General features: G+C 61.7%; 15 protein-coding genes and 1 pseudogene. 7 read left to right on the top strand and 9 right to left on the bottom strand.

The features are described 5' to 3' along the window. Window positions 1-40: 40 nt before the first annotated feature. The 3 genes and pseudogenes from JQF37_RS29175 to JQF37_RS29165 form a co-directional block, all read right to left on the bottom strand. Window positions 41-313 (bottom strand): MmoB/DmpM family protein, encoded by a 273-nt coding sequence (locus JQF37_RS29175; RefSeq protein ID WP_103404871.1) that lies wholly within the window; start codon window positions 311-313, stop codon window positions 41-43. Further along, window positions 310-1,309 (bottom strand): annotated as a pseudogene (locus JQF37_RS29170) (aromatic/alkene monooxygenase hydroxylase subunit beta). The gene JQF37_RS29175 and the pseudogene JQF37_RS29170 overlap by 4 nt, the downstream one beginning before the upstream one ends. Then, window positions 1,306-1,608 carry a phenol hydroxylase subunit gene (locus tag JQF37_RS29165; RefSeq protein ID WP_130210500.1) on the bottom strand — a complete coding sequence of 101 codons (303 nt, stop codon included), beginning with the start codon at window positions 1,606-1,608 and terminating at the stop codon, window positions 1,306-1,308. Before JQF37_RS29165 ends, JQF37_RS29170 begins: the two are co-directional and overlap by 4 nt. 384 nt (window positions 1,609-1,992) lie before the next feature. Here JQF37_RS29165 and JQF37_RS29160 point away from each other — a divergent pair, with 384 nt between their 5' ends. From JQF37_RS29160 to JQF37_RS29135, 6 genes are all read left to right on the top strand, one after another. Then, a complete protein-coding gene (locus JQF37_RS29160) occupies window positions 1,993-3,696 on the top strand; it encodes a sigma-54-dependent Fis family transcriptional regulator (RefSeq protein ID WP_130210498.1) in 1,704 nt (567 codons plus the stop codon). Beyond that, window positions 3,697-3,981 (top strand): hypothetical protein, encoded by a 285-nt coding sequence (locus JQF37_RS29155; RefSeq protein WP_130210496.1) that lies wholly within the window; start codon window positions 3,697-3,699, stop codon window positions 3,979-3,981. A gap of 64 nt (window positions 3,982-4,045) precedes the next feature. Beyond that, the gene (locus JQF37_RS29150; protein ID WP_130210494.1) at window positions 4,046-4,708 is read left to right on the top strand and encodes a glutathione S-transferase family protein; all 663 of its coding nucleotides are present in this window, start codon (window positions 4,046-4,048) and stop codon (window positions 4,706-4,708) included. Window positions 4,709-4,782: 74 nt separating this feature from the next. Next, window positions 4,783-5,055, top strand: coding sequence for a hypothetical protein (locus tag JQF37_RS29145; RefSeq protein ID WP_130210492.1), 273 nt, complete (start codon window positions 4,783-4,785; stop codon window positions 5,053-5,055). 252 nt (window positions 5,056-5,307) lie between these two features. Continuing rightward, a complete protein-coding gene (locus JQF37_RS29140; RefSeq protein WP_130210490.1) occupies window positions 5,308-6,684 on the top strand; it encodes a pyridoxal-phosphate dependent enzyme in 1,377 nt (458 codons plus the stop codon). Then, window positions 6,681-7,859 carry a PLP-dependent aspartate aminotransferase family protein gene (locus JQF37_RS29135; RefSeq protein ID WP_130210488.1) on the top strand — a complete coding sequence of 393 codons (1,179 nt, stop codon included), beginning with the start codon at window positions 6,681-6,683 and terminating at the stop codon, window positions 7,857-7,859. The genes JQF37_RS29140 and JQF37_RS29135 overlap by 4 nt, the downstream gene beginning before the upstream one ends. A 57-nt stretch (window positions 7,860-7,916) precedes the next feature. Here the strand turns inward: JQF37_RS29135 and JQF37_RS29130 are convergent, their stop codons facing one another. From JQF37_RS29130 to mqo, 3 genes are all read right to left on the bottom strand, one after another. After that, complete coding sequence (locus tag JQF37_RS29130; protein WP_130210486.1) at window positions 7,917-8,486, bottom strand: nucleotidyltransferase family protein; 570 nt, start codon at window positions 8,484-8,486, stop codon at window positions 7,917-7,919. A gap of 80 nt (window positions 8,487-8,566) precedes the next feature. Continuing rightward, window positions 8,567-9,232, bottom strand: a complete 666-nt coding sequence (locus JQF37_RS29125) for a M24 family metallopeptidase (RefSeq protein WP_130210484.1) — start codon at window positions 9,230-9,232, stop codon at window positions 8,567-8,569. 763 nt (window positions 9,233-9,995) lie between these two features. Then, a complete protein-coding gene (gene mqo, locus JQF37_RS29120) occupies window positions 9,996-11,639 on the bottom strand; it encodes a malate dehydrogenase (quinone) (protein WP_130210480.1) in 1,644 nt (547 codons plus the stop codon). A 374-nt stretch (window positions 11,640-12,013) separates the two neighbouring features. On the opposite strand from mqo, the gene ilvD reads away from it, so the two are divergent. Further along, complete coding sequence (ilvD, locus tag JQF37_RS29115) at window positions 12,014-13,696, top strand: dihydroxy-acid dehydratase (protein ID WP_130210478.1); 1,683 nt, start codon at window positions 12,014-12,016, stop codon at window positions 13,694-13,696. A 163-nt stretch (window positions 13,697-13,859) separates the two neighbouring features. On the opposite strand, the gene JQF37_RS29110 is transcribed toward ilvD, so the two are convergent. From JQF37_RS29110 to nirB, 3 genes are read right to left on the bottom strand one after another with little or no spacing between them, the layout of a single operon-like run. Further along, window positions 13,860-14,300 carry a CBS domain-containing protein gene (locus JQF37_RS29110; RefSeq protein WP_130210476.1) on the bottom strand — a complete coding sequence of 147 codons (441 nt, stop codon included), beginning with the start codon at window positions 14,298-14,300 and terminating at the stop codon, window positions 13,860-13,862. 31 nt (window positions 14,301-14,331) lie between these two features. Next, on the bottom strand, window positions 14,332-14,706 hold the full coding sequence (gene nirD / locus JQF37_RS29105; RefSeq protein ID WP_103404881.1) for a nitrite reductase small subunit NirD: 375 nt from the start codon (window positions 14,704-14,706) through the stop codon (window positions 14,332-14,334). Then, entirely contained in the window at window positions 14,706-17,267 is a 2,562-nt protein-coding gene (gene nirB, locus JQF37_RS29100; RefSeq protein WP_130210474.1) for a nitrite reductase large subunit NirB, read from the bottom strand. The genes nirD and nirB overlap by 1 nt, the downstream gene beginning before the upstream one ends. Window positions 17,268-17,497 lie beyond the last annotated feature (230 nt).

Genomic DNA, 17,497 nt, shown 5'->3' with positions numbered 1-17,497 from the left:
CCGAATTCTTGTGATGGATCAAACGGCTGTCGGCGATGGATCAGTTGTTCCAGTACAGGGAAAAACTGTCGTCCTCTTCCACGACGTTGCCGCCCAGGGTGATCACGTACATCAGCATTTCCTGGATGTCCCAGACGCTGCCGGTCAGCGCCTCGACCGTCTCGCGGCGGATATCCAGCCGGCCCTGGGCTTCAATGCGGATCATCGAAGGCTGGTGCTGGATCTCGGCATGGGGGTTGTCCTGGACGATGGCGTCGACGATCGAGCGCGCGTAGTCGGTGTCCTGCAGGTTCATGTAAACGAGGGAAGTCATGCTTGGGCTCCTGTCAGGCCGAGCTTTTTCAGGCGCGAGTCGAATTCGCTGCACACCGCATCCAGTGCCGATTGATCGAGGCCCAGGGCCGCCAGCGCTTGCAGCGCCTCGACCGAGCGATGGCTCCAGTGATCGATCCAGCCTTGCACCAGTGCCTTGTTGGCGGCGCTTTCGTTGACCACGGTCTTGAGCAGGGCATCGACCCAGCGCTGGCTTTCGGCGAACCACAGGCGCATGAATTCGGTCAGCATGCCGACCTGGCCGGCGCCGTTGGCCGTCAGTTGTTCGTCGAGTTTGTGGAACAGCAGCGGGTACACCAGGCCGTCGCTGACCAGGTTTTGCGCCACGGTCAATTCGAACCAGTCGCGCACCACCAGGGTGTCCTCGACGTAGCGGCGCATGCCCTGCCATGCCGGGTCGTTCAGCCATTGCTGCTTGGCCTGGGCCAGCAACTGGACATCGCCGTCGTCGAGCATCAGGCCGATGCGCGACAGGTACTGGGCGATGCCCAGGCGGTCCATGGCCTGGAACATGTGCATCTGCGTCACGCTGGTGCCAAAACCATCGGCGGCGATGTTGCTGTTGTTCATGTTGGCGCCCATCTCGGCGTGGCGCAGCGGCAACAACAGCTTGCTGATCAGCTGGACATCGGTGCTGGACAGGCCGGCGAGCATGTCGCGCTTTTCGCAGAACGCGTAATCGTGCTCGGCGTTTTCCTGCATCTTGGCCCGGGCCTGGACGTAGGCGCCGTAGTAGTACTGGCGCGGGTCGCTGACGGCGTACCAGTCGGCCATGACCACCGCAGTGCGGGTGGCGTCGTTGAGCAATTTGTCTGGCTGCCACAGCGGCCGGTAATGGAAATTGGTCGCCGACTCCAGGTCGAAACTGGCTTCCTGATAACTAACGGCTGGCCACCTTGTCGCCAAAGCGGCGACGGGTGTGGCTGAAGGTGTTGCGGATCGTCTCGACGGTCGTCGTCTTGATCTCGACACTCATGGAGTGGACTCCTGTGGTTTTTGTTGTGTTGGGTGGGCGGCGACCTGATCAGCGTCGCGGGTTTCGCCGTAACGCCACTTCTGCGCATCGGCGTCGAGGGCCTCGGACATCCGGGCGTCCATGTGCTGCACGCGGTTGTTTTCGCAAAACTGCCGGAACGCCTGACGCGGCAGCACCAACTCGACGAACAGGTCGGGATAGCCGATGGCGAAATCGAATTCGACGAAGGTGGCGTCAGGCTCGCTGCGTACACGGATGTAGCGCGGCATCTGATCGAAGGTGCTGCCAGGTTGGCCCATGCTCGGGTACTCCCTTGTTATGGTCGGGGTACGGAGCAACAAGGGTGCCAGCGACGAAAAATCGTTCGAAATTGATTTTTTATTTGTTTAAAAACAAACAGTTAAACGCACGCACCGACCACCTTGCAGGGTTCAAGAGCGGCTGCCGGACAAGACCTCGGCAGCGGCAAATTGATCATTTGATCAATCGCCCCCGGCCCCTTCGAGCAAATGAGCAATCATCCGGCGATTGACTTTTGGTCCGCTTTCAGGCCGCTTAGAAAAAGAAAAAGCGACCCTGCCTTGCCTGAAAAACCGAGGTCGCTACGATGCCCGGAACAATCCGCCAAAAGCCTGAGCGGACCGCATCGCCACCCCAATAACTACAAATCAGGGGCGCACTGAATGATCACCACGTACAAGGCTACCCAGCACCCGCCGTCGCTCAAGGATCTGAGCGACCAGGTGCGCTTTCTCGGCAGCGAAGGGAAAATCTGGCTGGACGAACAACGCATGTTGTTGATCCAGGTTTCGATGATGGCGTCCTGCAGACGCGAGTTGATCGAGATGCTCGGCGTCGAACGCGCCAAGGGATTTTTCCTGCGCCTGGGCTATCAGTCCGGGCTCAAGGATGCGGAGCTGGCGCGCAAATTGCGGCCCCAGGGCAGTGATGTGGACATGTTCTTCACCGGCCCGCAACTGCACTCGCTCAAGGGCATGGTCAACGTGCGTCCGCAGACCATCGACATCGATCTGGAGAACGGCCAGTTCTATGCCGATATCGAATGGCAGGACTCCTTCGAAGTGGAAAACTGCCAGACCGAGAACCTCCACTCCGATCAGCCGGTGTGCTGGATGCTGCTCGGTTATGCCATCAGCTACAGCTCGTTTTTCCTCGGTCGGCAGATCATCTACAAGGAGGTCAGTTGCCGCGGTTGCGGCGACGCGCATTGCCGGATCATCGGCAAGCCCGCCGAGCAGTGGGACGACGCCGAAGAGATCATGCGCTACTTCCAGAGCGACCCGATCATCGATGAACTGCAAGCGCTGCAGGTGCAAGTGGCCAACATGCGCCAGCGCTTGCAGATTGAAGCCGGCAAGTTCTACGGCATCGGCCAGTCGGCGGTGTACCGCAGGACCTGTGCACTGATCGACAAGGTCGCCTTGGGCAAGGCCTCGGTGTTGCTGTTGGGCGAGACCGGCGTGGGCAAGGAAGTGATCGCCCGCAGCCTGCACCTGCGCAGCGAACGGGCCGGCGGGCCCTTTGTCGCGCTGAACTGCGCGGCCATCCCGCCAGACCTGATTGAAGCGGAGCTGTTCGGCGTGGAAAAAGGCGCCTACACCGGTGCCCAGCAATCGCGCATGGGGCGTTTCGAGCGGGCCAATGGCGGCTCGTTGTTCCTCGATGAAATCGTCGAATTGACCCCGCGCGCGCAAGCCTCGCTGCTGCGGGTCTTGCAGGAAGAGGAACTGGAACGGGTCGGTGATTCGCAAACCCGCAAGGTCGACGTGCGGGTCATCACCGCGACCCACGAAGACCTGGAAAACGCGGTCAAGCAAGGGCGTTTCCGGGCGGACCTGTTCTACCGCCTGAACGTGTTCCCGGTGCGCATTCCGGCCTTGCGCGAACGCCGCGAAGACATCCCGCTGCTGATCGAACACTTCCTCGAAAAACTGCACGCCAGCTACAAGAAAAAAACCCTCGGCCTGTCGGACCGGGCGCTGCAGGTGTGCCTGCACTACGACTGGCCCGGCAATATCCGCGAGCTGGAAAACCTGATGGAGCGCGGCGTGATCATCACCGACGAAAACCAGAGCATCACCGTCGACGCCCTCTTCCCGCATTCACCGCAACTGGCCGAAAGCATTGGCCTGGCCAGCGATGGACGCCTGGTCAAATCGACGCTCGCCAGCGGCCAGGACTGGATCGACAGCATCATCGACAGCGGTATCGGCCTGGATGGCGTGGAAGATGCGTTGATTCAGGCAGCCATGGAACGCAGCCAGCACAACGTCTCGGAGGCGGCTCGCCTGCTGGGCCTGACCCGACCCGCGCTGGCGTACCGCCTGAAAAAATCCCCCTGGACACACAACAGCGACAGCGTCTAGATGACGATGAAGCGGCTCCGATCAACGTCGCGGCCGGCTTCGGTGTTCGACTGGCCATTGCGCAGCGAGAAGCCGACGTTCTTCAACGTGCCCGCCACCCCCTGCCCGATACCCCTGGGGGTGTTCCTGGTGATTTCTTATCGTTATTCGGTTTTTTCGCCGCCAACTTCCGCACGCACGAGTACGCGCCCGATGAATGGCCATGGGTATCAAGGCCGGAAAGTCACGGATTGCGGTGTTGGCGGCTGGCGCTCGGCGAAACGCTTAAAACAATTCGAGGCGTGACAGAAGCGTGTTGTCGGACCCTGGCCAATACTGCAAGGGTCGCCCTGCAAGCCGGAGTTGAAAGATGCCGCTGACTCTTTACTACCATCCGCTGTCGTCGTACTGCCACAAAGTGCTGGTCGCGCTCTATGAACAGGCCATCGAATTCGAGAAGAAGATCATCGACCTCACCAGCGAGGCGGACCGATCAGTGCTCCAGGCGCTCTGGCCGCCGTGCAAGTTCCCGGTCATCCGCGATCACGGGCGCCAGCGCAACCTGGCGGAGTCGAGTGTCATCATCGAGTACCTGGACCACTTCCATGCTGGCCAGCACCCGCTGATTCCCGCTGATTGGGACACCGCGCTGGAGGTGCGCCTGTGGGACCGCTTCTTCGACCTTCATGTGCAGACCCCGATGCAGCAGATCGTTGCCGATCGGATGCGTGCGGCCCATGGCGACCTGACCCGCGAACGCGCCGCGCTGATGACCGCCTATGGCATGCTCGAACGCCAGTTGGCCGGTCGTACCTGGGCGGCCAGCCCGGACTTCAGCCTGGCCGATTGCGCCGCCTGCCCGGCACTTTTCTATGCCAGCACCTTGCTGCCGTTTCCCGAGGACTGCCGGCACCTGCAGGGGTATTTCGAACGGTTGACCCAGCGGCCGTCGTTCCAGCGGGTCATCGACGAAGCCCGGCCTTACTTTTCGCTCTATCCGTTTGCCGAGGTCATCCCGCAGCGGTTTCGCTAGCCGCTGCCCGGCATTGGCCCGCCCCTTGCTTTGGCTGATGGTGCGCATCGGCACAATCGGCAGCGGAGGTAGACATGGGGGCGCAAGCATGGGTGGCAGTATTCATCCTTGCCGTGGCAGGGGTGATCGTCCTGGCGACGTTGTCGGCCACGTCATTGCTGAGCTCGACAACCTCCACGGCCATCGGCATTGCCGAGCAGGTCGCCACGGACATTCAGCTGCTGGCCGCTCTGGCGCTGAATCCGGCGCAGACGATAATCATGATCGCCCTACAGGCCACAGGCCTGGCGACGATCACGCCGTTCATGCAGGCGTTGAACCTGGTCATGATCGCAGCAACCCTGTAGGCGACGAATCCTGGGGTAAAACCAACGCCCGAGCGCTGTTCCCCTCTCCCCCCAAAAACCGCCCAAACACAGGAATCCCCCCCCACAGTCGGGGACCTTTGACACTCGCAGACGACATGACCGACTGGCCGCCTCAGGTTGCGGCTCCGGCATTCCCGGCCTATGGTCCAAACGAAGATTTGCCACAAATGGCGCGATGACGCGCCGCTGGTTTCTGTCTTTCCAGTGCGAATTTCCACAGGAGGTGACGACATGCCAAACGACTCCCGCCCCGCCGTACTCGAACTGATCGGCAACACGCCCCTGGTGCGTGTCAGCCGTTTCGATACCGGCCCGTGCACCCTGTTCCTCAAGCTTGAATCGCAGAACCCCGGTGGGTCGATCAAGGACCGTATCGGGCTGGCGATGATCGATACCGCCGAACGCGATGGCCGCCTGCGGCCCGGTGGCACCATCGTTGAAGCCACCGCCGGCAATACCGGTCTCGGCCTGGCCCTGGTCGGTCGCGCCAAGGGCTATCGGGTGGTGCTGGTGGTGCCGGACAAAATGTCCACGGAAAAAGTCCTGCACCTCAAGGCCATGGGCGCCGAAGTGCACATCACCCGCTCCGACGTCGGCAAGGGCCATCCCGAGTACTACCAAGACGTCGCCGCGCGGCTGGCAAAGGATATTCCCGACGCTTTCTTCGCCGACCAGTTCAACAACCCGGCCAACCCGCTGGCCCACGAGTGCAGCACCGCCCCGGAGATCTGGGCGCAGACCCAGCATGATCTGGACGCCATCGTGGTCGGCGTCGGCTCGGCCGGCACGCTGACCGGGCTGACGCGTTTTTTCAAACGGGTGCAGCCCGACCTGGAGATGGTACTGGCTGACCCGGTCGGCTCAGTGATGGCCCAATACAGCCGCGATGGCACCCTGCCGACGCCCGGGTCCTGGGCGGTGGAAGGCATCGGCGAAGACTTCATTCCCTCGATTGCCGACCTTTCCAGCGTGCGCCACGCCTACTCGATCAGCGACGAGGAAAGCTTCGATCACGCCCGGCAACTGCTGCGCGCCGAAGGCATCCTCGGCGGTTCATCGACCGGTACGTTGCTGGCTGCGGCGCTGCGTTACTGCCGCGAGCAGACCGAGCCGAAACGAGTAGTCAGCTTCGTCTGTGACACCGGCACCCGCTACCTGTCGAAGGTCTACAACGACCAGTGGATGTCCGATCAGGGCCTGCTGCAGAGCAAGCGCTACGGCGACCTGCGCGACGTGATCGCGCGGCGTTTCGAAGATGGCCGGGTGATCAGCGTCGGACCCGATGACACCCTGCTCACCGCCTTCCAGCGCATGCGCCTGGCGGATGTGTCGCAACTGCCGGTGCTGGTCGATGGCCAGCGGCTGATCGGGGTGATCGACGAGTCCGACATTCTGCTGCGGGTGCACCAGGACGCTTCGCAATTTCGCCTGACCGTGGCCGGCGCGATGACCGACAAACTGCAAACCCTGCCGCCCGGCGCCAGCCTGGCCGAGCTGCAGGCAGAGCTCGACCGCGGCCTGGTGGCCATCATCGCCGACGCGTCGGGCTTTCATGGCCTGATTACCCGGTTCGACATGCTCAATCACTTACGGAGATCCCTTGCATGAGCCAGCACGATAAAGACGCCGCGCCACAGGGCTTCGCCACCCGGGTGATCCACGCGGGACAGGCGCCAGACCCTTCCACCGGGGCGCTGATGCCGCCCATTTATGCCAACTCCACCTATTTGCAGCAAAGCCCCGGCGTTCACAAAGGCCTCGACTACGGACGCTCGCACAACCCGACGCGCTGGGCACTGGAGCGTTGCGTGGCCGATCTCGAAGGTGGCACCCAGGCCTTCGCTTTCGCATCCGGGCTGGCAACGATCTCCACCGTGCTGGAGCTGCTCGACGCCGGCTCGCACGTGGTCTCGGGCAATGACTTGTACGGCGGCACCTTCCGCCTGTTCGACAAGGTGCGCCAGCGCAGCGCCGGGCATCGCTTCAGCTTCGTCGACTTGACCGACCTGGCGGCGTTCGAGGCAGCACTGCAAGACGACACCCGGATGGTCATGGTCGAGACGCCGAGCAATCCCCTGCTGCGCCTGTCCGACCTCGCCGCCATCGCCCGCATCTGCCGTGCCCGGGGCATTATCTGCGTGGCCGACAACACCTTTGCCAGCCCGTATATCCAGCGCCCGCTGGAGCTGGGTTTCGACATCGTGCTGCACTCGACGACCAAGTACCTCAACGGCCACTCCGACGTGATCGGCGGCATCGCGGTGGTCGGGCAGAACGCCGAACTGGCCGAGCGCCTGGGCTTCCTGCAAAACGCGGTGGGCGCGATTGCCGGCCCGTTCGACGCCTTCCTCACCCTGCGCGGGGTCAAGACCCTGGCGCTGCGCATGGAGCGTCACTGCAGCAATGCGCTGGCGCTCGCGCAATGGCTGGAGCACCAGCCGCAGGTGGCGCGCGTCTACTATCCGGGCCTGGCATCGCATCCGCAGCACGAGCTGGCGCGGCGACAAATGCGCGGTTACGGCGGGATGATCTCCCTCGACCTCAACACCGACCTGGCCGGTTCCAGGCGTTTCCTCGAAAACGTCCGGATTTTTGCCCTGGCCGAAAGCCTGGGGGGTGTGGAAAGCCTGATCGAGCACCCGGCGATCATGACCCACGCCACCATCCCAGCCGACACCCGTGCGCAGTTGGGTATCGGCGATGCGCTGGTGCGCTTGTCCGTGGGGGTCGAGGATGTCGAGGACCTGCGTGGGGATCTGGCTCAGGCGCTGGCGCGGATCTGAAGTCGCCGGCAGAGGCTCGATGGTGGCTCTGCCAGCGCTTCGCGCCTGCGCAAAGGGTCATGGACTATCAGGTTCAACGATCCTGAGCCAGGGCCAGCGCGCCTGATAACTTTTCGCCTTTTGCGCGAACAGGTCTGGCTTGGGATTCTTGCGATTGATACGCAGCAGACCGTGCTCGGTGTCAGCCAGGCCGTTGGGTGCGTAGAGTTCGCCGGTTTCAACATCCAGACCGATGCAGGTGCCAGCGATCAGGTAGCGATCGATTCCGTCCCTGGCCGACTGAAGCTGAGGATAGGCCCCGCCAAACCGCTGGCCGTACCACAGGTGCACGCGAGCCTGGTTCCTGATTTCGACGTTGGCGTCCAGGTCCCGGAACAGGCGCTGCGCGCACTGAATGACCTCATTCTCGGCTTCCCAGGAGAGATCCTCGTCGAAGTAGAAGACGTCGTAGTCCTTCACGCCCCACGCGGCCGGGCGCTGCGCCTGATGGTTCCAGACAGCCTGGAACAGGCAACCGGCCGTGAGCATGCACTCGGACAAACCCAGTGCAGGCAAACGTGCGGTCAATTCAGCGTTGACTGGATTGATCATTGCGATGCTGACCAGGCTTTCGACAGTCAATGTCATGTGCTTCGTCCCTTGTAAATCGCTCCAGTGCTGGCCAGCGACAATAGCGCAATTTTCCGGGACGCCGCTTCACTCGACGGTCAAATCAGCAAATCCTCATAGAACGCGCCGAAGGGACGCTCGGGATGGGCGATCTGGATTTCCAGAATCCACAGGCCGGTATTCGGGCATTGATCCAGGTCCCCGAGGTCGCCACCCCGGTAGATCGCATGGGGAAAATCGCTGACCCGATGACCCTTGATGTCCAGATTGAGCCTCCAGCCCATGGCCGTTGCCTGAGCGGCGGCATAGTCATAAAGCACCACGCCGGACACCCGCTCGCTGCGCCAAAAGCTTTCGACCCGGTCAAACAGATCCTTGGCCGCCGCCGCACAGGCGATCATTTGCGGATCGGAACCGGTGGTGAATGTCGCGCCGGCATCCCCTTCGTGGCCCTGCCAGACCACGCCCATGTCGATGAAGAAAATGTCCTCTTCGCCCAACTGCGGGTCGCCATCGGAACGCTGCTTGAACGTCTTGAGCGTATTGGCACCGAAGCGCACCAGCAGTGGATGCCAGATTCGATCCATGCCCAGTTCGGACAACACCTGCTTGCCAAGCGACTGCGCCTCGGACTCGCGCATGCCCGGGGTGATGACGCGGGCAATCTGATCGATCGCCTTCCAGGTCATTTGCTGCGCATGGCGCATCGATTCCAGTTGGTAACGTTCGCCTACCGCCTCTTTACCGCTCAGGGCCATGGTCATGAGTCATTCCTTGTTTAAGACCGCGCATGTGATCGCTGTATATCTTTTTATATTGCGATATTCAAGATCAAGGCAGGGAGTCATGACACTGGCTGCGTTAAACCGGTGAAATAGTGGCCAGTACGCCGATCAGGATCGTCAGTATCAGAAAGCCACCGAGAAAAAATGCCATCTTGCCCATAAGTCTTCCTCCAGCTTGAAAGTACGGTGCAATCACGGTGGCGACTGCCGACCGTACCGTTATTGTGGAGCGCCAGCTGAGTACGTTACAGAGGCAGAAAGCGCAGAAAAATACGGATCAGATGAACATCCACCCAGGACAAGGCTTTGCACGCGAGCCCGGCAAACGCACAACCTGTAGGAGCGAGCTTACTCGCGATGAACTCCAGTGCGCCGCGTTTAACCGGGCCACACGCGTTATCGTTAACGACCATCGCTGGCAAGCCAGCTCCCACAGGGGATTTGGGTCGGGCGCAGAGGGTGTGGCACCGTCTTGTAGGAGCCAGCCTGCTGGCGATGGACTCCAGTGCGCCGCGTTTAACCAGGCCACACGCGTTATCGTTAACGACCATCGCTGGCAAGCCAGCTCCCACAATGGATCGGGCGCACCTGCGAGTGATTGGTCGGCTATGAGGCCGCCTTCGCTGGCAAGCCACCTACAGGCGTTAAAAAAATGCCCGCTGACCGTCACCGGTTCAGCGGGCTTTCTTTATCGCGGATCAGCTCATCCGGGCGTCCCGTTCACAACGACGGGACCTGCGGATCACAACGCCATATCCGTCGAGGCGTTCTCCTTTGGCGCCTTCGGCTTTTCAGCCTCGACAGCCGGAGCAGCAACCTGACCGATCACCGGTGGCGGAGTCAGTTCCAGCACCTTGGCGGTGTAGGCCCACTCTTGCGCCACTTTCTCGGGGCTGGCATTGAGCGCAGTGCCGTAGCTCGGCACGATCTGGTGCAGCTTCTCTTGCCAGGCCGGGGTCGCGACCTTGTCCTTGAAGACTTTCTGCAGTACCGACAGCATGATCGGTGCAGCGGTCGAAGCGCCTGGCGATGCGCCCAGCAGGCCGGCGATGGTGCCGTCCTGGGAAGCAACGATCTCGGTGCCCAGTTTCAGCACGCCACCGGCAGCCTCATCACGCTTGATGATCTGCACGCGCTGGCCCGCTTGCCACAGGCGCCAGTCTTCGGCCTTGGCGTTCGGGAAGTACTCCTTCAGGGCATTGAGGCGGTCTTCATCCGACAGCATCAGTTGACCGGCCAGGTACTCGACCAGCGGGTATTCCTTGATGCCGACCTTGGTCATTGGCCACACGTTGTGCGTGGTCGTGGTGGTCAGCAGGTCCAGGTACGAACCTTCCTTGAGGAACTTGGTCGAGAAGGTCGCGAACGGGCCAAACAGGATCACGCGCTTGCCGTCCAGCACGCGGGTGTCCAGGTGTGGGACCGACATCGGCGGTGCGCCCACGGAGGCTTTGCCGTAGGCCTTGGCCAGGTGTTGCTCGGCGATGGCCGGGTTTTCGGTCACCAGGAACGAGCCACCCACCGGGAAGCCTGCGTATTCCCTGGCTTCAGGAATGCCGGACTTCTGCAGCAGGTGCAGGGCACCGCCGCCAGCGCCGATGAACACGAACCTGGCGTCGGTTTCGGATTGGCTGCCGTCTTTGAGGTTCTTGTAGCTGACGCGCCAGCTGCCGTCTGCGTTCTTGGTGATGTCCTGCACTTCGCTGGACAGCTTCAAGTCGAATTTCGGCGTGGTTTGCAGGTGAGCCACGAATTGACGCGTGATTTCGCCGAAGTTCACGTCGGTGCCGATCGGAGACCAGGTGGCCGCGACTTTCTGGTTCGGGTCACGCCCTTCCATCATCAGCGGAACCCACTTCTTGATCACCGCCGGGTCTTCGGAGTACTGCATGCCGGCGAACAGCGGGCTCGCTTGCAGGGCTTCGTAGCGCTTTTTCAGGAACTTGATGTTGTCATCGCCCCACACAAAGCTCATGTGCGGCGTGGAGTTGATGAACGAACGCGGGTTTTTCAGCACGCCTTGCTGAACCTGCCAGGCCCAGAACTGACGGGAGATCTGGAAAGCTTCGTTGATTTCAACGGCTTTCGGGATCGAGACTTTGCCGTTCTCGTCTTCCGGGGTGTAGTTCAATTCGGCCAGGGCGGAGTGACCGGTACCGGCGTTGTTCCAGCCGTTGGAGCTCTCCAGGGCGACGCCATCGAGACGCTCGATCATTTCCATCGAGGTACCGGGTTCCAGCTCATTGAGCCAGACGCCGAGGGTCGCACTCATGATGCCGCCACCAATCAGCAGCACGTCGACTTTCCTGGCTTCTTCGGCCTGGGCCGTCGTCATCCCCAACGACAGGGCCAGCCCCAGCAGGGCCGTGTTCACTTTTTTAAACATCTGTAGCACCTATGATAAAACGCAATCCGCCCTTCCATCTTCACTCACGAGCCTTGATTCACGGCATTCAGGCAGGCTGCCGCAGGTTCTCGCGCATGACATCCGGAGGGTGGGCACACAAGGCCGACTGTATCGACCCCAGTTATATGTCCCTTCTGAACTGACTTTTTATCTTTTTTGGCTTCAGCTACTTGAGCGACAGTGATTCCGTTCGCCCGTCTCAAGGACAGGAAAACCGAATAGGTCAAACCAAGTTGGCGCGAAGAATATCACGACATGGCAAACCCGCGGTTGATGGATCTGCGGGAGCCCGGCTTGCGGTGCAGGGGCGACTATACTCACTGGTCATCCGTTGAGCCTGTGAGGAACCGCCCATGAGCGATAAAGACGATCTGCGCAAATACTCCTCTCAAGTCATCGACGGCGTGGAAGCCGCACCCGCCCGCGCCATGCTCCGTGCAGTGGGCTTCACCGACGAAGACTTCAAGAAACCGCAAATCGGCATTGCTTCCACCTGGGCGATGGTCACACCTTGCAACATGCACATCGACAAACTCGCGATCGAAGCCGAAAAAGGCGCGAATGCCGCCGGTGCCAAGGGCGTGATTTTCAACACCATCACCATTTCCGACGGCATCGCCAACGGCACCGAAGGCATGAAATATTCGCTGGTGTCCCGTGAGGTGATCGCCGACTCCATCGAGGTGGTGGCCGGTTGCGAAGGCTTCGACGGACTGGTGACCCTGGGCGGTTGCGACAAGAACATGCCGGGCTGCCTGATCGGCATGGCGCGGCTGAACCGGCCGTCGATCTTCGTCTATGGCGGCACCATCCGCCCCGGTGCCGGGCACACCGACATCATTTCCGTGTTCGAGGCCGTGGGCCAGCATGCGCGCGGCGATATCAGCGAGATCCAGGTCAAACAGATCGAGGAAGTGGCCATTCCCGGCCCCGGTTCCTGCGGCGGCATGTACACCGCCAACACCATGGCTTCGGCCATCGAGGCCCTGGGCATGAGCCTGCCCGGTTCCAGTTCCCAGGAGGCTATCGGCAGCGACAAGGCTTCGGACAGTTTCCAGGCCGGCCAGCAGGTCATGGAACTGCTCAGGCTTGACCTCAAACCGCGCGACATCATGACCCGCAAGGCCTTCGAAAATGCCATCCGCGTGGTGATCGCCCTCGCTGGCTCGACCAACGCCGTGTTGCACCTGTTGGCCATGGCCCACGCGGTCGATGTCGAACTGACCCTCGATGACTTCGTCGAACTGGGCAAGGTTTCTCCCGTGGTCGCCGACCTGCGCCCCAGCGGCAAATACATGATGAGCGAACTGGTGGCCATCGGCGGCATTCAACCCTTGATGAAACGCATGCTGGCAGCCGGGATGCTGCATGGCGATGTGCTGACCGTCACCGGCAAGACCCTGGCCGAAAACCTCGAGCACGTCCCCGACTACCCCGCCGACCAGGACGTGATCCTGCCCTTCGACCAACCGGTCAAGAAGGACTCGCACCTGGTGATCCTGCGCGGCAATCTCTCCCCCACCGGTGCCGTGGCCAAGATCACCGGCAAGGAAGGCCTGCGCTTTGAAGGCACGGCACGGGTCTACCACGGCGAAGAAGATGCGCTGGCGGGCATCCTCAACGGTGAAGTGCAACCTGGCGAAGTGATCGTGATCCGTTACGAAGGCCCCAAGGGCGGGCCGGGCATGCGCGAAATGCTCTCGCCGACCTCGGCGGTGATGGGCAAGGGATTGGGCAAGGAGGTGGCGCTGATCACCGACGGCCGCTTCTCCGGCGGCTCACACGGTTTTGTCGTGGGGCATATCACGCCCGAGGCGTATGACGGCGGGCCGATTGCGCTGGTCGAAAACGGTGACAACATCACCATCGACGCCGAAACCCGACAGATCACAGTCGATGTGTCCGATGCCGACCTGGCCGAACGCAAGAGCCGTTGGGTGCGGCCAGAGCCGAAGTACAAACGCGGGGTGCTGGCCAAGTACGCGAAGACCGTGTCCAGCGCCTCTGAAGGCGCCGTCACGGACAAAGACCTCTAAAGCCAGTTCCTACAACGGATTCGCTGTGCCCCGGATTTCCGGCTCGACCAATGACCATTGTGGGAACGAGCTTGCTCGCGATGGCGTCGGCTCTGCCAGCATTGATGGTGGATGTGCTGACGCCTTCGCTGCGATGCGGCGACCCGACAAGCCAGCTCCGGTATCAATGCCCGCGGATGTAGTGTTCGAACTGCCGGATCAAGTCGGCCTGCTCGACAATCGCTTCCTTGACCAGATCGCCAATCGACAGCAAACCAATCAGCTCGCCATTCTCGACCACGGGCAAGTGACGCAAATGGCTGTCAGTCATGACCGCCATGCAATGCTCGATGCTCTGTTGGCTATCGGCCGTAATCACCGGGGAACTCATGATCGCCCGGACCGGCGTGCCGACTGACGAACGCCCCAGCAAAACGACCTTGCGCGCATAGTCGCGCTCGCTGATCACCCCGACGACTTCGCCCCTTTCGATCACCGGCAGAGCACCGACGTTCTTTTCGGCCATTTTCTTCACGGCCTCGAGCACCATGGCGTCCGGCGCGATGCTGTGCACCTGCTGGTTTTCCACGACCTTGAGCTTGAGCAACTGTGCGGCTGTCTTCATATCCGACTCCTGGTGTGAATGGCCTGAACCGTCAGGCCACCCCAACCTCCACGACCCCATCGTTCAACCGCACCGGCCAGACCCGCAGACGCTGTTGCGGGTACTCCAGGCAGGTGCCGTCCTCCAGGCGAAAATGCTGCTTGTAGATCGGCGACGCCACCACCAGATCGCCCTTGAGGCTGCCGACCAGGCCGCGACCGATGACATTGGCCCCCGATTGCGGGTCGTGGTTGTCGATGGCGTAGAGGTTTTTGCCTTCAACGCCCGGCAGGTAGAACAGCGCCACTTGCGCGCCGTCCAGCCACACCACCACACCGGAGTCATTCACCAGATCCTGCTGACTGCACACCGATTGCCAGACGGCTGAGGCACCGGTTTCAACGCGTTGGGTATTGGACTGAGTCATCAGACAGTCTCCTCGGTAACAGGGATCAGGTTGAGTTCGGCCGCCATGATCGGCCGGCGTTGACCACGTTCCTGGACAAAGTGAATGTCCGGGTCCGGGCGTTTGTCATTGACGAAGGTGCGGAAGCGCTTGAGCTTTTCCGGGTCCTTGAGGGCGTTGGCCCACTCGCATTCATAGCGGTTGACCACCAGCTGCATCTGCGACTCCAGTTCGGCGCCCAGGCCCAGGCTGTCGTGGATGATCACGTCCTTGAGGTAATCCAGGCCGCCCTCCAGGCTTTCGCGCCAGACCGAGGTGCGTTGCAGTTTGTCGGCGGTGCGGATGTAGAACATCAGGAAGCGGTCGATGTAGCGGATCAGGGTCTCATCGTCGAGGTCGGTGGCGAACAGTTCGGCGTGACGCGGACGCATGCCACCGTTGCCGGCGACGTAGAGGTTCCAGCCTTTCTCGGTGGCGATCACGCCGACGTCCTTGCTTTGCGCCTCGGCGCACTCGCGGGTGCAACCGGACACGGCGAACTTGAGCTTGTGCGGCGAACGCAGGCCCTTGTAGCGATCCTCGATGGTCAGGGCCATTTGCACACTGTCCTGCACGCCGTAGCGGCACCAGGTGCTGCCGACGCAAGATTTCACCGTACGGGTCGATTTGCCGTAGGCGTGGCCGGTTTCGAAACCGGCTTCGATCAACTCGGCCCAGATGTCCGGCAACTCATGCAACTGGGCGCCGAACAGGTCGATGCGCTGGCCACCGGTGATCTTGGTGTAGAGGTCGTATTTCTTCGCGACCACGCCTATGGCAATCAGCTTGTCGGCAGTGATCTCGCCACCGGGAATGCGCGGCACCACCGAATAGGTGCCGTTCTTCTGCATGTTGGCCATGAAGGTGTCGTTGGTGTCCTGCAACGGCACCAGCGACGGGTCCATGATCGGTTGGTTCCAGCACGACGCGAGGATCGAGCCCACAGCCGGCTTGCACACGTCGCAACCGGTGTGACCCCGGCCATGTTTGGCCAGCAGTTCTTCGAAGGTGATCACCCCTTCAACCCGCACCAGCGCATACAGCTCCTGGCGGGTGTAGGCGAAGTGTTCGCACAGGCTCTTGTCGACACTGACGCCCCGGGCGATCAACTCATGCTCGAAGACTTGCTTGAGCAGACCGGCGCAACCGCCGCAGCCGGTACAGGCCTTGGTCTGTGACTTGAGCAGGCCGAGGTCGGTGCAACCGCCGTCGATGGCCGAGCAGATGGCGCCCTTGGTCACGTTGTGGCAGGAGCAGATCGTCGCCGCTTCCGGCAAGGCGCCCGGCCCCAGGGTTGGAGCGCCTTCGGACGACGGCAGAATCAGCGCGGCCGGTTCGGACGGCAAGGCAATCGCGTTCTGCATATATTGCAGCAGCGTGTCGTAGTAGCTGTTGTCACCGATCAGCACCGCACCGAGTACGCGTTTGCCGGTGGCGTCCACCACCAGGCGCCGGTAGCCGGCGCTCGTCTCGTCGATGAACTGGTAGCTGCGGGCGCCCGGCGTATGGGCGTGGGCATCGCCGATGGAGCCGACGTCGACGCCCAGCAGTTTGAGCTTGGTCGACATGTCCGCCCCCTGGAACGGCTCGGCCACGTCATCGCACAGCCGCGCGGCGACGCTGCGCGCCATCTGATAGCCGGGCGCGACCAGGCCGAACAGGCTGCCGTTCCAGGATGCGCACTCGCCGATGGCGTAGATGTTCGGGTCGCAACTCAAGCAGCTGTCGTCGATCACCACGCCACCGCGGGGGCCGATCTCCAGCGCACATTGGCGAGCCAGCGCATCCTGGGCGCGAATACCGGCGGAGAACACCACCAGGTCGGTTTCGAGGAATTCGTCGTTGGCAAAATTCATCCGATAGCGGTAGTCCTCACCGGCGCTGATCGATTGCGTGGCGCGGGACAGGTGCACGCCGACGCCCAGGCGTTCGATTTGTGCCTTGAGCGCCAGGCCACCCAGATCGTCCAGTTGCACCGGCATCAGGCGCGGGGCGAACTCCACGACGTGGGCTTCAAGGCCCAGGCTCTTGAGCGCATTGGCCGCTTCCAGGCCGAGCAGGCCACCGCCGACCACCACGCCGCGCCGGGCATTGGCCGCCGCCGCTCGAATGGCATCGAGGTCGTCGAGGGTGCGATAGACCAGGCGCGAATCGCCTTCAGCGCCTTCAATCGGCGGCACAAAGGGGTAGGAGCCGGTGGCCAGGACCAGTTTGTCGTAGCTGACACACCCTTGCGCGGTGATGACCTGACGACGCTCGCGGTCGATTTCCAGCACCGGCACCCCCAGGTGCAGGGTGACGCCGGGCGTCTGGTACAACGATGCATCGCTCAGCGCCAACGACTCGGCGTCGCGGCCGGAGAAGTATTCGGAAAGGTGCACACGGTCGTAAGCGCGCATCGGCTCTTCGCTGAAGACGTGCAAGCGATAGCGGTCAAGGGCTCCGCGCTCGATCAACTGTTCCACACAATGATGTCCGACCATGCCGTTGCCGATCACGACCAGCGTTTGCAGCTTGTTCAACGTGGCTACATTGGAATTCATAAACGACACCTGCCAAAGCCAATCACGGTAAAAAAAAGCAAAAAAAAACGCCTGAAACCTTGCGGTTCCAGGCGTCTTTGCCTGTTCTTTTGCGGTGTTGAAACCAGACGGCTATGCCTGATCCACCGATGTAGCCCACGACCTGTGCGGCCAGTCGATCGTCGTTGACCGAGAGGGCTGTCCCTCTTGTTCAGATGGACTTGAGGGGATCAATGCAGCCTTTGTGCCAG

The sequence above is a fragment of the Pseudomonas sp. MIL9 genome, from assembly GCF_016887925.1.
GTDB lineage: Bacteria > Pseudomonadota > Gammaproteobacteria > Pseudomonadales > Pseudomonadaceae > Aquipseudomonas > Aquipseudomonas mohnii.
Note: the sequence above shows the minus strand (reverse complement) of the source record. Positions and strands in the feature narration are given on the sequence as shown.

Bases quoted from the DNA above. Each gene is read 5' to 3' on its own strand.
- JQF37_RS29175 (WP_103404871.1), bottom strand. From the start codon at position 313: ATGACTTCCCTCGTTTACATGAACCTGCAGGACACCGACTACGCGCGC.
- JQF37_RS29165 (WP_130210500.1), bottom strand. From the start codon at position 1,608: ATGGGCCAACCTGGCAGCACCTTCGATCAGATGCCGCGCTACATCCGT.
- JQF37_RS29160 (WP_130210498.1), top strand. From the start codon at position 1,993: ATGATCACCACGTACAAGGCTACCCAGCACCCGCCGTCGCTCAAGGAT.
- JQF37_RS29155 (WP_130210496.1), top strand. From the start codon at position 3,697: ATGACGATGAAGCGGCTCCGATCAACGTCGCGGCCGGCTTCGGTGTTC.
- JQF37_RS29150 (WP_130210494.1), top strand. From the start codon at position 4,046: ATGCCGCTGACTCTTTACTACCATCCGCTGTCGTCGTACTGCCACAAA.
- JQF37_RS29145 (WP_130210492.1), top strand. From the start codon at position 4,783: ATGGGGGCGCAAGCATGGGTGGCAGTATTCATCCTTGCCGTGGCAGGG.
- JQF37_RS29140 (WP_130210490.1), top strand. From the start codon at position 5,308: ATGCCAAACGACTCCCGCCCCGCCGTACTCGAACTGATCGGCAACACG.
- JQF37_RS29135 (WP_130210488.1), top strand. From the start codon at position 6,681: ATGAGCCAGCACGATAAAGACGCCGCGCCACAGGGCTTCGCCACCCGG.
- JQF37_RS29130 (WP_130210486.1), bottom strand. From the start codon at position 8,486: ATGACATTGACTGTCGAAAGCCTGGTCAGCATCGCAATGATCAATCCA.
- JQF37_RS29125 (WP_130210484.1), bottom strand. From the start codon at position 9,232: ATGACCATGGCCCTGAGCGGTAAAGAGGCGGTAGGCGAACGTTACCAA.
- mqo (WP_130210480.1), bottom strand. From the start codon at position 11,639: ATGTTTAAAAAAGTGAACACGGCCCTGCTGGGGCTGGCCCTGTCGTTG.
- ilvD (WP_130210478.1), top strand. From the start codon at position 12,014: ATGAGCGATAAAGACGATCTGCGCAAATACTCCTCTCAAGTCATCGAC.
- JQF37_RS29110 (WP_130210476.1), bottom strand. From the start codon at position 14,300: ATGAAGACAGCCGCACAGTTGCTCAAGCTCAAGGTCGTGGAAAACCAG.
- nirD (WP_103404881.1), bottom strand. From the start codon at position 14,706: ATGACTCAGTCCAATACCCAACGCGTTGAAACCGGTGCCTCAGCCGTC.
- nirB (WP_130210474.1), bottom strand. From the start codon at position 17,267: ATGAATTCCAATGTAGCCACGTTGAACAAGCTGCAAACGCTGGTCGTG.